The 12,352-nt window shown below is 67.7% G+C and carries 12 protein-coding genes and 1 pseudogene; 7 read left to right on the forward strand and 6 right to left on the reverse strand.

All coding sequences use genetic code 11. The features are described 5' to 3' along the window. Nucleotides 1–14: 14 nt before the first annotated feature. Nucleotides 15–1,139, reverse strand: coding sequence for an SPFH domain-containing protein (locus tag ACMATS_RS27740; RefSeq protein ID WP_414169456.1), 1,125 nt, complete (start codon nucleotides 1,137–1,139; stop codon nucleotides 15–17). Between the two features lie 242 nt (nucleotides 1,140–1,381). Here ACMATS_RS27740 and ACMATS_RS27745 point away from each other — a divergent pair, with 242 nt between their 5' ends. Further along, nucleotides 1,382–2,233: an IS5 family transposase gene (locus ACMATS_RS27745; RefSeq protein WP_414169457.1), complete on the forward strand. Its 852-nt coding sequence runs from the start codon at nucleotides 1,382–1,384 to the stop codon at nucleotides 2,231–2,233. Nucleotides 2,234–2,630: 397 nt separating this feature from the next. Here ACMATS_RS27745 and tnpA read toward each other — a convergent pair. Continuing rightward, a pseudogene (tnpA, locus tag ACMATS_RS27750) lies at nucleotides 2,631–3,023 on the reverse strand (IS200/IS605 family transposase). A 34-nt stretch (nucleotides 3,024–3,057) separates the two neighbouring features. Between tnpA and ACMATS_RS27755 the strand changes: the two are divergent. Both ACMATS_RS27755 and ACMATS_RS27760 read left to right on the forward strand, forming a co-directional pair. Further along, nucleotides 3,058–4,386 carry an RNA-guided endonuclease InsQ/TnpB family protein gene (locus ACMATS_RS27755; RefSeq protein WP_414169458.1) on the forward strand — a complete coding sequence of 443 codons (1,329 nt, stop codon included), beginning with the start codon at nucleotides 3,058–3,060 and terminating at the stop codon, nucleotides 4,384–4,386. Between the two features lie 52 nt (nucleotides 4,387–4,438). Beyond that, nucleotides 4,439–5,233, forward strand: coding sequence for a hypothetical protein (locus ACMATS_RS27760; protein ID WP_414169459.1), 795 nt, complete (start codon nucleotides 4,439–4,441; stop codon nucleotides 5,231–5,233). 130 nt (nucleotides 5,234–5,363) lie between these two features. Here the strand turns inward: ACMATS_RS27760 and ACMATS_RS27765 are convergent, their stop codons facing one another. Then, nucleotides 5,364–5,714, reverse strand: a complete 351-nt coding sequence (locus ACMATS_RS27765; RefSeq protein WP_390777695.1) for a hypothetical protein — start codon at nucleotides 5,712–5,714, stop codon at nucleotides 5,364–5,366. A 373-nt stretch (nucleotides 5,715–6,087) separates the two neighbouring features. On the opposite strand from ACMATS_RS27765, the gene ACMATS_RS27770 reads away from it, so the two are divergent. The 3 genes from ACMATS_RS27770 to ACMATS_RS27780 all read left to right on the forward strand — a co-directional run bounded on the left by ACMATS_RS27770 (nucleotide 6,088) and on the right by ACMATS_RS27780 (nucleotide 8,672). Further along, nucleotides 6,088–7,581: a helix-turn-helix domain-containing protein gene (locus ACMATS_RS27770; protein WP_414169460.1), complete on the forward strand. Its 1,494-nt coding sequence runs from the start codon at nucleotides 6,088–6,090 to the stop codon at nucleotides 7,579–7,581. A gap of 108 nt (nucleotides 7,582–7,689) precedes the next feature. Further along, nucleotides 7,690–8,244 carry a Uma2 family endonuclease gene (locus ACMATS_RS27775; RefSeq protein ID WP_414169461.1) on the forward strand — a complete coding sequence of 185 codons (555 nt, stop codon included), beginning with the start codon at nucleotides 7,690–7,692 and terminating at the stop codon, nucleotides 8,242–8,244. A gap of 107 nt (nucleotides 8,245–8,351) precedes the next feature. Then, on the forward strand, nucleotides 8,352–8,672 hold the full coding sequence (locus ACMATS_RS27780; protein ID WP_390777692.1) for a hypothetical protein: 321 nt from the start codon (nucleotides 8,352–8,354) through the stop codon (nucleotides 8,670–8,672). Here ACMATS_RS27780 and ACMATS_RS27785 read toward each other — a convergent pair. Then, nucleotides 8,639–9,301 carry a Uma2 family endonuclease gene (locus tag ACMATS_RS27785; RefSeq protein WP_414169462.1) on the reverse strand — a complete coding sequence of 221 codons (663 nt, stop codon included), beginning with the start codon at nucleotides 9,299–9,301 and terminating at the stop codon, nucleotides 8,639–8,641. The genes ACMATS_RS27780 and ACMATS_RS27785 overlap by 34 nt on opposite strands. Before the next feature lie 125 nt (nucleotides 9,302–9,426). After that, nucleotides 9,427–10,836 carry a type I glutamate--ammonia ligase gene (gene glnA / locus ACMATS_RS27790; RefSeq protein WP_336414558.1) on the reverse strand — a complete coding sequence of 470 codons (1,410 nt, stop codon included), beginning with the start codon at nucleotides 10,834–10,836 and terminating at the stop codon, nucleotides 9,427–9,429. A gap of 259 nt (nucleotides 10,837–11,095) precedes the next feature. On the opposite strand from glnA, the gene ACMATS_RS27795 reads away from it, so the two are divergent. Then, nucleotides 11,096–11,563: an RDD family protein gene (locus ACMATS_RS27795; protein ID WP_414169463.1), complete on the forward strand. Its 468-nt coding sequence runs from the start codon at nucleotides 11,096–11,098 to the stop codon at nucleotides 11,561–11,563. Between the two features lie 91 nt (nucleotides 11,564–11,654). On the opposite strand, the gene ACMATS_RS27800 is transcribed toward ACMATS_RS27795, so the two are convergent. Further along, nucleotides 11,655–12,344 carry a DUF4191 domain-containing protein gene (locus tag ACMATS_RS27800; protein ID WP_390777689.1) on the reverse strand — a complete coding sequence of 230 codons (690 nt, stop codon included), beginning with the start codon at nucleotides 12,342–12,344 and terminating at the stop codon, nucleotides 11,655–11,657. Between the last annotated feature and the right edge of the window lie 8 nt (nucleotides 12,345–12,352).

The raw sequence follows: 12,352 nt of genomic DNA on the forward strand, positions 1-12,352 counted from the left end.
ATCCTGGCGGTCGGTCACGCCTGCGGCGGAAGCGGCGGCGGGGTGGCGCGGAAGTGCTGGGCGAGCTCGGGGACCTGCTCCACCGGCTGCCAGGCCGCCATGCCGTCCCGCCAGGCGAGCATGCCGGGCCGTACCGCTCCGGAGCCGATGTGTCCGGTGAACGTCGCGTGGTCGTAGGGGCCCTGCTGCTGACCGTCCACGGCCACGTACCACTGGTGCTGCTGCTGACCGGGCAACGGCGGCGGAACGGCCGCACCGCCGGGCGCCGGGGCAGCGGGCGCGTAGGGCTGCTGGGGCGCGAACGCCTGCGCCATCTGCTGGCCGACGGCAATGCCGAGCCCCAGGCCGACGCCTTCCCCGGCGCCTCCGGGGTTGTTCGCCGCGTCCCGGATCGCGTCCGCCGCCTGCAGGCGGGCGTAGTTGTCGACGTTCCCGATGATGCCCATCCGGCTGCGGGCGTCGATGGCCTGCTCGACCTCGGGCGGGAGCGAGATGTTCTCGATGACGAACTTCGGGATCGAGATACCGTGCGAGGCCGCCAGCTCCTCGGTCAGCGCCCTGCCCAGCCGGTCGCCCAGCTCGTTCTGGCGCGCGGCGAGGTCGAGCATGGGAATGCCCGAATTGCCCAGCAGTCCGCCGAGCCGCCCGACGATCAGCTGCCGCAGGTATTCCTCGACCTCGTCGGTGCGGAACATCGGGTCGGTGCCGGCGAGTTCGGTGAGCAGCCGGGCGGGGTCGGTGACCCGCGCCGCATAGCCGCCGAACGCCCTCAGCCGCACCATGCCGAACTCGGGGTCGCGCACCGTGACGGGGTTCTGCGTGCCCCACTTCATGTCCGTGAACTGCCGGGTGGTGACGAAGTAGACCTCTGCCTTGAAAGGCGAGTGGAAACCGTACTTCCAGCCCTGCAGGGTCGACAGGATCGGCAGGTTCCCGGTCTGTAGCTCGTACATGCCCGGCACGAAGACGTCGGCGATCCGGCCCATGTTGACGAAAACGGCAACCTGCGACTCGCGCACGATGAGCTTGGCGCCCATCTTGATCTCGTTCTCGTAGCGCGGGTAGCGCCAGACGATCGTGTCCCGGCTGTCGTCGGTCCATTCGATGATGTCGATGAACTCGCCGCGAAGACGGTCCATGAAGCTCATGAAATTCCCCCGTTGTGCCCGTTGTGGTGCGGTTGTGGCGCGGTGTTGCCGTTGATACGTCCACGTCATCGTAGGGGTGGGCGGGGGCCGGGACGGCCTCGGGCTCTACCCGGCGGGCGGGGGCCGGAGGGGTCGCCGTGAGCGCGCGTAACCCATAAGAGGGCATCTGATCTAGGTTCGCTGCGCTCTGTCCGGTCCGGTGACCAGGACTTCGGTGGGTCGTTGCACGGCTCGTGACTGTTCGACGTCCGTATCGCAGTGACGTGTCCGATGCCCGGTGGGCCTTGATCGAGCCGGTCTTCATCCAGTGGCGGGCACGGCGGACCGGTCCCGGCACGGCGGCCCGGGTGCACGACTTGCGGGAGATCGTGAACGCGATCCTGTACGTCAACCGGACCGGGATCCCGTGGGAGTACCTGCCGCACGACTTCCCGCCGCACAAGACCGTCTACGACTACTACGCGAAGTGGGAGGCCGACGGCACCACGCAGCAAGTTCACGACCTCCTGCGCGACCGGACCCGTCGGGCACACGGACGCGCGTCCAGTCCGTCCGCGGCCGTGCTGGACGCGCAGAGCGTGAAGACCTCCTCCAACGTCGCCGAGACCGGCCAGGGCATCGATGCGAACAAGAAGATCAAGGGCCGCAAGCGCCATCTGGCCACCGACACCCTCGGCCTCCTGCTCGCTGTGATCGTCACAGCCGCCTCGGTGCACGACACCGCCGGCGGCAAGCAACTACTGGACCAAGTTGCCGTTTCCCACCCGGAGGTGGCCAAAGTCTGGGTGGACGGCGGCTACCAGAACTCCGTGATCAACCACGGGGCCCGGCTGGGCATCGACGTCGAGGTCGTGAAGCGACCCGCGACCAGCGGTTTCCAGCCCATTCGGAAGCGTTGGGTGATCGAGCGGACGTTCGGCTGGCTAATGCAGCACCGTCGGCTGGCGCGCGACTACGAAGCCCTGCCCCAGCGATCCCGGACAATGATCCACTGGGCCATGACTAACACAATGAGCCGCAAACTCACCGGAGAATCCACACCAAGCTGGCGAATTGAATCCGGCGAAACGGGCGTTCCAGCCTGAACGTTGATCAGATGCCCTCTAAGGGTGTTGCGCTGACAAAGCAGGCGGCGGCGTGGCGCGTGCGGGCTACGTTCCTGGCGTCGGGTTGCTTCGTCCGTACGCGAAGCGACCCCTGCCTCCGGCTGCAACCCGGCGTGGCAGGGGTCTACACCGGCGAGGAGATAAGAGCTCCGAAACAGATGATGAAGCATGCTAGCGGGCCCGCAGGCCGCTACCGGGATGCATTCGCAGTGCATCGGGCTTCAGCCCGGTGGTGAAGTGAATCTTGTCGTGGCGACGCGGAGCGTCGCGGATTCCTGGTCGGCGGAGCCGGGCTTCGCGTGTTCACCACCAGTGGCGCGGAGTGCCGTGATGGCCGGGTCGCGGCAGAGCCGGGTGATGCTCAAACGGGCTGGTTTTACTGCTCGATGTATTGCTTGACCATGGAGAGCGGGGGCGCCGCCGACGGTTCCGGCGAAGTAGGGCCCGGACCAGAGCTTGTTGGTCCGCCAGTAGTGCCGTGCCAGGTCGGGGGATTCCTAGCGCAGACGGCGGGAGGAGACACCCTTGGGGGGTGATCAGCTTGGTGACGGCGGCCTTGGGCGGGAAGTTCGCCAGGAGGTGGACGTGGTTGTCCTCGCCGTTGAACTCCACCAGCTCGCACTCGAAGTCCCCCGCACACCGAGTGCATGATCTCCTCCATACGCGTCAGATGAGCATCCGTGAACACCTTGTTCCGGAGGTTGGTCACGAAGACCAAGTGCACATGCATCACGAAAGCACAGTGCCGACCAGTTCTGATCTTCTGCATATTGCCCGTAACCCAAGTATGTATCGTGGCCGCCATGCAGCTTCGGTACAGTTTCCGTCTGTACCCGGACACCGCCCAGCGCACCGCGCTGGCCCGGGCGTTCGGGTGCGCCCGCGTCGTGTTCAACGACGCGGTGCGTGCCCGTGAGGACGCCCGGGAGGCGGGCGCGGCGTTCCCGACGGCCGGTGAGCTGTCCAAAAAGCTGATCACCCAGGCCAAGCAAACCGCAGAGCGCTCCTGGCTGGGAGAGGTCTCCGTCGTGGTGCTCCAGCAGGCCCTGCGCGACGTGGAGGCCGCTTACCGCAACTACTTCGCCTCTCTCAAGGGCACCCGCAAGGGACCGAAAACGGGTGCGCCGAGGTTCAAGTCCCGTAAAAATAACCGGGATTCGATCCGGTTCACGGCCAATGCCCGCTGGTCGGTCACTGACAGCGGGCGGCTGAACCTGCCGAAGGTCGGCGCGGTGAAGGTGAAGTGGTCTCGTGCCCTGCCCGTCACCCCGACCTCGGTCACCGTGATCAAGGATGCGGCCGGGCGGTATTTCGCCTCGTTCGTCATCGACACCGACCCGGCCGCCGACGCCGCCCGGATGCCTGACGGTGACCGGGCGGTCGGCATCGACCTTGGGCTGACGCACTTCGCCGTCCTGTCCGACGGCACGAAGATCGACTCCCCGCGGTTCCTGCGCCGCGCGGAGAAGAAACTCAAGAAGGCCCAGCGCGATCTGTCCCGCAAACAGAAGGGATCCAAGAACCGTCAGAAGGCCCGGCTCAAGGTCGCCCGCGTCCATGCGCAAGTGACCGAAAGCCGCCGTGAGTTCCACCATCAGCTTTCCACTCAGCTGATTCGCGAGAATCAAGCGATCGGCGTGGAAGACCTGGCGGTCAAAGGACTCGCGCGCACAAGGCTGGCGAAGAGTGTGCATGACGCGGGCTGGTCTCAGTTCGTACACATGCTGGAGTACAAAGCGGTCAGGTACGGGCGGACCCTGGTAAAGATCGGCCGGTTCGAGCCGACCAGCCAGGTCTGCTCACAGTGCGGGGCCAAGGACGGCCCCAAGCCCTTGCATGTCCGGACCTGGACCTGTGCCACCTGTGGTGCGGTCCATGACCGGGACCACAACGCCGCGAAGAACGTCAAAACGGCCGCCGGACTGGCGGTTACAGCCTGTGGAGCGCAGGTAAGACCAGGACGCGTCCTGGCGCAGCGCGACGAAGCAGGAAGCCACGGATTCTCCCCCGAACCCCGTGCCGCTACGCGGCACGGGGTTCGGGGGAGAAGGCCAGAATCCTCGGGCTTCAGCCCAAGGAGCAAGTCAAACCCAGGTTCCGAACGAGATCATCCGACACCCTCGCCTCGGTGAGGCGGCCATCCGGATCGAGCTGTGGCTGCTGTCGCTCCCGGAGGGGGCGGACGTGTCGCTGTCGGAGGCGGCGCGACGGGCGGGCATCAAGCCGAGCGCCTTCCAGAACGCGAAGCGACAGCTGCGCGACGAGCGGTACTTCCACGAGTGGCGGGTGCAGGGCCGGGACGGGCGGTGGACGACGCGGCAGTTGATCTCCAACGTGCCGCTGACGCCCGAGGAGGCGCTGGCTGTCCGGGACGGCGCGTCACCGACTCCCATGAAACCGGCCGTCGGTGAGCCGGGTGGTCGGCCCGTCGGGCGCCACCAGAAAAAGACGGGGGAGAAGACTCACCTCACGCCCTCCCACCCCTCCCAGCCTTCCCGGCCGGCGGAGCCGGAGCCGCACCCCCTCGCCGAACGAGGAGCCCAGGCCCTCGCGTCCATCTCCCACCGCGAACGCAAACTGCGTCTCACCGGCCGTGAAGTGACCCGACTCGCCCCGCTCGCAGCGGAGTGGCTGCTGCGCGGCGCCACGATCACCGATCTGCGCGAGGCCCTCACCCACGGCCTCCCGGAACCGGTCCACTGCCCGGCGGCCCTCGTCCGCGACCGGCTCGTCCGCAAGATGCCGGACGTTCCTGCCGTCCCGCAACAACGCACCAGCGGTGAGCCCCGGTTGCTGCCGCCGCGCGTCAGCACGATGGTGGAGTGCAGGGGCGAACATATCCAGCCGCGCCTGTTCCGCCCGGTGGCCGACGAGGTGCTCTGCGGCGACTGCTGCGGGGTACACACGCAGACCGTGCACGCCGAGACCACCGCACGCGGTGCAGCCGCGGCACGGGCTGGGCTACGAGGCGCGGCCTGATCGAGGTCCGACACTCGTCGGACCTCGTCCACGAGCATGCACGGCAGGAGCCCATCGTCAGCCCCCGTCCGTCAGCCCCCGTCCGTCGGTGCCCGGTGCCCGGTGCCCGGTGGGCGTCAGGGCAGGAGTATCAGCAGGCGTCCCATATCGCCACGGCGCCAAATGCCCCTCCGCCTGCGAGGGATATGACGGCCCGCGCTGCTCCCCCGGCACCCAGGAGCGTGAAGACCATGCCTTCGACTGACGCAAGGCAGGTGTAGTCGTTGTACGCCGGGTCCTTGCAATAGACATACCGGTGGATGCCGCTCGCCCAGACCTTGAACGAGTGGTCCACCTGGTCGTAGTGCAACTCCCAGTTGGCTCTCTGTCCGTTGATCGTGAGGTTGTTGCACCAGGTCGGGGCCCCGCCTCCCATGGGGGCGTCCGCCCGGGTCGGGCTCGCATGTGCCGGTGTCGCCGACAGGGCCAACACGGCGGCCATGGACGCAAGGGTTGTCGTGGTCGTCAAACGCTTGAACAACTCAGATCCTTTCGATGCTCTCCTGGGCACCGCCCGGTCGAGGGTGGCCCCGCTCCGGTCTCCTCTGGACCGGCGGGCTCAACAGTAGGACTGCGGCAGCGCCGTGTAAGGGAACGGTTTGCCCTGTCAGAAGGGCTTATGGGTAACAGGCTGCACAGTGATCGGTTGAACAAGGTTGGTCATATCCGGATGTACCCTCTGCCTGCTACCCAGGCACAACTCCCGGGGGTTGCCTGCCTGTTAGCCGTGAGAAGGGGAACGGCCGATTCTGAACGGGTTGCTGAGCGATCCTCGGCGCACTCTCCGCGGGTGCAGGGCCGACGACGTTCTGAAGATGCACCGCCTCGCACACACCGGCGGGACCAAGGCGCTGCTGCACTGGCTATCGGTCCGCAGCGGCACCTGGACGGCCATCGTCGACGCCGCCGGGGCAGTGCTGCTCGCCTGTCGGCAGCACTTCACACGCATGGCTGCCGAGTTGGCGGTGCTCGGTGTCGCGGAACTGACGTCCCGCAGAGTGCGGTCGGTCGTCCTGGACAGTGGAGAGAGCATCGCGCTGATATACGCACTGGGGGTGTCGTCGGATGCGGACGGTCCGATCCTTGTCGCGATCGGGGATCGCCCCGACACCGGGCTGCCCACTCTGCTCGCCGATGCGGTGGTGCCCTTGACGCTTTGCTGGAAGGCGGACGAAGCCGAACGTGAACGCCGCCGGGTGGAACTCGCCGACGCCCGTGCGCGGGAAGCGGTCCTGCATCTGCTGATGACCGGCCAGGTTCCAGCCGCGCACCAAATAGCGTCGGTGCTGCGCCCGTCACTGCCGGACCCGCTCCATGTGTGCGTGATCGAGTACCCGGCCGGCCTGCGCGCCGGCGAGGCCGCCAGGCTGTGCGCCGGAACCCTCGGCAGGCGAGCGTGGATCATCCCTTGCCCGGTCTACTCCAGGCATGTGATCGTGCTGGCGCCACCCGCGGCGGCCTCCACCGGTGGGCACACCGGACCGTTGCCTCTGGACATCACGCCGTCGGCGGACGGCTGCTTCGTCGGTGTCAGCGAAGAGGTGCCCCTCGGGGAAACAGCCGCAGGGTACGCGCAGGCGTTCCACGCCCTCGCCGTGGCCCGGCGACGCACGGACCGGTACGCCCGTTTCGGGACCGGCTCGGAGCTCGCCCTGGTCGCCCGCGCGGACGGTGCCGTCTGGGCCGAGACCCTGCTGGCCCCCTTGCGTGCGTACACCCCCGGACGGCCGCAGGACCCGGACAGCCACGAACTGACGGTCACTGCGCAGTCGTGGCTGAACTTCGGATCGCGGGCGGCACGATGCCTGAAGGTCCACCGGAACACCGTGGCTGTGCGTCTGCGTCGCATAGAGGAGTTGCTGGAGCTGGACCTCGGCACGCTGCCCGATCAAGCGGCGCTGTCCCTGGCCCTACGCCTCACCTCGGCCCATCAGGGCGACTGGCCCGGTCCCGTTCCGGAAGCCGCGACGAACGCGCCTCGGACACTCGACGGAGTCCTCGCCCAACCCTCTGTCAGGCAATGGGCGGGGCACTTCCTGCGCCCCGTGACCTCGGCTGCCGCACCGGCCGGTGCGGCCGAGACACTTCGCGTCTGGCTTGATCACGACGGGCAGCTCAAGGCGACCGCTGCCGCTCTGGGCATCTCCGTGCCGGGGGTCCGAAAGCGCCTGGTGAGGCTCGAAGCGGCCTTCGAACGATCCTTGCTCCAGGCACCGAGCGCGCAGCGCGACCTATGGCTGGCCCGCCGGTCCATGGAACTCGCCCCACGGAAGGCGTCGGCCCTCTGTGGCTCGGCCATCGCCGAGTAGGTCATCGCGATGGTCGTCGAGCGACTGTCGGCTGACTGCGGCCCTACTTGAACCCCGTCTGTCACGCCCTGGGCGGATACGCTGGCCGGGCACCCCTTGGAGGACACCGTGACCATCGACCCCCAGCACCTCGCACTTCTCGAAGAAGCCCAGCGGATTGCGCCCAAGGGCGTCAAAGTCGAGTACACCGACGGCACGATCATCATGCAGGCGGCGCCGACAGTGATTCACCAGCGCAACCTGCTCCACCTGCGTCGGCAGTTCGATGCACACCAGCCGGACGGTTTCATGCCGACCGAGAACACCGACCTGGAATCCCCCTACGCAGCGAAGCTCCGCAACCCTGACCTCACCTATCTGCCCGAGGAGGTCATGGAGCTCGAAGGAAACACGGCGCCGGCCGACCTCGCGCTCATCGCGGTGGAGATCGTCTCGCCCTCCACCCCGGAGAACGACTGGGTGGGCAAGCTGCGGGACTACGCGGTGATGCGCATCCCGCTCTACCTCATTGTGGACGCCCGCGACTCGGTGGTGACGCTCTTTTCTGAGCCGAATCACGATCGGTACCACACGCGCACCGACCGGAAGTTCGGCGAGACCGTCCGCATTCCCGAGCCCTTCGGGTTCGACCTGGACCTCTCCCGGCTGAACCCCTATGCCTGATCACAGCGCAGGCAGCCCGTGGTTGCCGACTGAGTGGCTCAACGCCATATGAATGAAGGTGCGTTGTGAGTCGTGCTTCCGCTGGTATCGACTGTCACCGTTCACGCATGGCGAAGCAGCAAAAGTCACAACTGGGTGCGCGGATCGACGACGAAGCCCTGGAACTGGCCCGGGTGCAGGCGGAGGATCGTGGGCTGAGCCTCGGCGACTACATCGCCCAACTGATCCGTGAGGAAGCCGGTCGCCTGCGGGCTCGCGGTCTGGACGCGGCCCGGCGCTTCCTCGACGAGCATCAGGCTGTCTTCGACGAAGCCGAAGCCGCCGGACAGCAACCCCTGGAGTACACGCCGCGTGACACTGGTGGGCACCCTGACGGACTGCCGGGTGGGCTCTGCTATCGGAGATCCGAGCCGGGCCTGCCCGTGTAGTCCTTGAGCTCCTCGGTGTCGAGCGTGATGTCCAGGCCGGGCACCTCCACCCGGTCGCCGTAGCCGTACGAGGGAGTGCTCTGGTACTTGCCGTCCACGGGGTTGCTGTGGACGGTGATCCTGTCTACGTCCCGGTCGACCAGGATGAACACCGGGATGCCGGATTCCGCGTAGGCACGGGGCTTCTCGTGGCGGTCCCGCATGTCGGTGTCGAAGTCGAAGGAAGTGATCTCCGCGACGAGAAGCACCGGGTCGGGGTCGCCCCACTCGCCTGTGCCCGCGAAGGCGCCGGACGGAGCGAGGACGAGGTCGGGGCGGGCCATTCCCTTGCGATAGGTCTCCACACGCAGGCCCCTGTTCCCATGGACACGCAGGTCGGGCCGGTACTGCATGCACTGCGCGGTGAGCCAGGTGACGATCTCGTCGTGGTTCCCGTCCCCCACCGGCTTGACCCCGATCCTTCCGTTGACGAACTCCAGCGTCACGTCCTGGCGTGCCGCTTCCTTGGCGATGTGCTCGAACTGCTCAGGAGTCATCTGCGGGCGCGGAGCCGACACGTCGCGCAGAGTCCTGCCTCGGCCGTCGCGGCCGTGGGGCTGGTGCCCGTAGTCGATGGGCTGCGCAGTCATGGTGGCCTCCTTTCGCCTCCCGACCGACGGTATCGCGGCAAGACCGTACTGTCCTGCGCCGGCAACGCCGACGGGCTGTCGGCCACTCCAGGGAGCGGCCGACAGCCCGTCGCACGACCATCGACTTAGATGTCGAAGTACAGCTCGAACTCGTGCGGGTGCGGCCGCAGCTGCATCGGCGCGATCTCGTTCGTGCGCTTGTAGTCGATCCAGGTCTCGATCAGGTCCGACGTGAACACGCCGCCCGCCTGGAGGTACTCGTTGTCCGCCTCGAGGGCCTCCAGGACCGCCGGGAGGGAGGTCGGGACCTGGGGGACGTTGGCGTGCTCGTCGGGGGCGAGCTCGTAGAGGTCCTTGTCGATCGGCTCGGCGGGCTCGATCTTGTTCTTGACGCCGTCGAGGCCGGCCAGGAGGAGGGCCGAGAAGGCGAGGTAGGGGTTGGACGACGGGTCCGGGGCGCGGAACTCGACGCGCTTGGCCTTGGGGTTGGAGCCCGTGATCGGGATGCGCATCGCGGCGGAGCGGTTGCGCTGCGAGTAGACCAGGTTGACCGGGGCCTCGAAGCCGGGGACCAGGCGGTGGTAGGAGTTCACCGTCGGGTTGGTGAAGGCGAGCAGCGACGGGGCGTGCTTGAGGATGCCGCCGATGTAGTAGCGGGCGGTGTCCGACAGGCCCGCGTAGCCCTGCTCGTCGTAGAAGAGGGGCTCGCCGCCGTTCCACAGGGACTGGTGGACGTGCATGCCGGAGCCGTTGTCACCGAAGATCGGCTTGGGCATGAAGGTCGCGGTCTTGCCGTTGCGCCAGGCGACGTTCTTCACGATGTACTTGAAGAGCATCAGGTCGTCGGCGGCGGCGAGCAGCGTGTTGAACTTGTAGTTGATCTCCGCCTGGCCGGCCGTGCCGACCTCGTGGTGCTGGCGCTCGACCTGCAGGCCGGCCGCGTCCAGCTCCAGGGAGATCTCGGCGCGCAGGTCGGCGAAGTGGTCGACCGGCGGGGCCGGGAAGTAGCCGCCCTTGTAGCGGACCTTGTAACCGCGGTTGTTGACCTCGGAACCGGTGTTCCAGGCGCCGGCCTCGGAGTCGATCTCGTAGATCGAGCGGTTCGCGGTGGTCTCGAAGCGGACGTTGTCGAAGACGTAGAACTCGGCCTCGGGACCGAAGTACGCGGTGTCCGCGATGCCCGTGGAGGCCAGGTAGGCCTCGGCCTTCTTCGCCACGTTGCGCGGGTCACGGCTGTACTGCTCGCCCGTGATCGGGTCGTGGATGAAGAAGTTGATGTTGACGGTCTTGTCGCGGCGGAAGGGGTCCACCCGGGCCGTGGAGAGGTCGGCGCGCAGCGCCATGTCGGACTCGTGGATGGCCTGGAAGCCGCGGATCGACGAACCGTCGAAGGCGAGCTCCTCAGCCGGGTCGAAGGCCGCTGCCGGAATCGTGAAGTGCTGCATCACACCCGGCAGGTCGCAGAACCGGACGTCGACGAACTTCACGTCCTCGTCCGAGATGAACTTCTTGGCCTCGTCGGCGTTCTGGAACATCCAACTCCTCCTAGCCCGCCTGCCGCGAAGGGGACGGGGGTTGCTTCGGTGGCGCGGTCCGAGCGGTCCTTCTCGCATCGGCGCGCTGGGGCCGACCCTAGAGAGACCGGATTTCCCAAGCATGACCCGTTTGTTTCGCCGAGGTTAACCGGCCGGTGGCGCGGAGCCGCTGGTCATGCCGTGCGCGAGGAACCGTTTCCCGCGCCCCTGCCCCGACCCGGCTCCCGGGAAACGCACGCCTTACCAGTACCGTGGACGGGTGGACAAGAGGCAAGCAATCGGCTCATGGCTCTCCGGCCCCCGCGCGGCGGCCGAGGAGATGGGCGTCGCATTCGGATACCGCGGCGAGCGCCTGGGACTGCCGGAGCACGGGCCGGGGTCCATCGCCCCGCCGGGACGGCGCATCGGAGCCCTCTTCATCGACTGGGCGCTGTGCATGCTGATCGCATACGGGCTCTTCGCCCACGGGGCGTCCCAGCGCACCGGCAACTGGGCCCTGTTGATCTTCCTCGTACTGAGCGTGCTCACCGTCGGGACGGTCGGCTGCACCCCCGGCAAGCGGCTGCTCGGCCTGCGCGTCATCGGCGTCGACGGCGGGCGGCTCTCCGTGCCCCGGGCGATCGCGCGCAGCGTGCTGCTCGTCCTCGTCCTGCCCGCGGCCATCTGGGACCGCGACTCCCGCGGGCTGCACGACCGGTTGTCGAACGCCGTTCAGGTGCGGAGCTGACGCAGACAGACGAAGAGAAGAGAAGAGAAGAAGGGGCGGGCGGAACCGAAAAGGTTCCGCCCGCCCCTTCTTCGTTCGCCGTGCGTCGGCGTCAGCGTCCCTTCGGCATCCGCATGCCGCCCTTGCCCGGCATCGGGCCCTTCGGGATCGGCATGTTGCTCATCAGGTCGCCCAGCGCCCGCAGCCGGTCGTTGACGGCCGTCACCTGCGCGCCCGGCAGCACCCGGGGGAGCTTCAGCAGGGTGGTGTGCAGCTTCTTCAGCGACACCTGGCCCTCGCCCTCGCCGACGATGATGTCGTGCACCGGCACGTCCGCCACGATGCGCGCCATGCGCTTCTTCTCGGCCGCCAGCAGGGCCTTGACCCGGTTGGGGTTGCCCTCGCCGACGAGCACGATGCCCGCCTTGCCGACGGCCCGGTGCACCACGTCCTGGCTGCGGTTCATCGCGACCGCGGGGGTCGTGGTCCAGCCGCCGCGGCGGATGTTCTCCAGCACGGCGGCCGCCGCGCCCGGCTGGCCCTCCATCTGCCCGAAGGCAGCGCGCTCGGCGCGGCGTCCGAAGAGGATCGCCATGCCGAGGAAGGCCAGCAGGAAGCCCAGGATGCCCAGGTAGACGGGGTGGCCGATCAAGAAGCCGATGGCGAGCAGGACACCGAAGGTGACAATTCCCACAGCCGCGACGACGAGACCGACCTGGGGGTCGACCTTCTTGGTCATCTTGTAGGTGAGGGCGATCTGCTTCAGCCGCCCGGGGTTCTCGGATGTTTCCTTCCTCGCCATACGGCGAA

The organism is Streptoverticillium reticulum, assembly GCF_047456005.1.
Classification (GTDB): domain Bacteria; phylum Actinomycetota; class Actinomycetes; order Streptomycetales; family Streptomycetaceae; genus Streptomyces; species Streptomyces reticulum.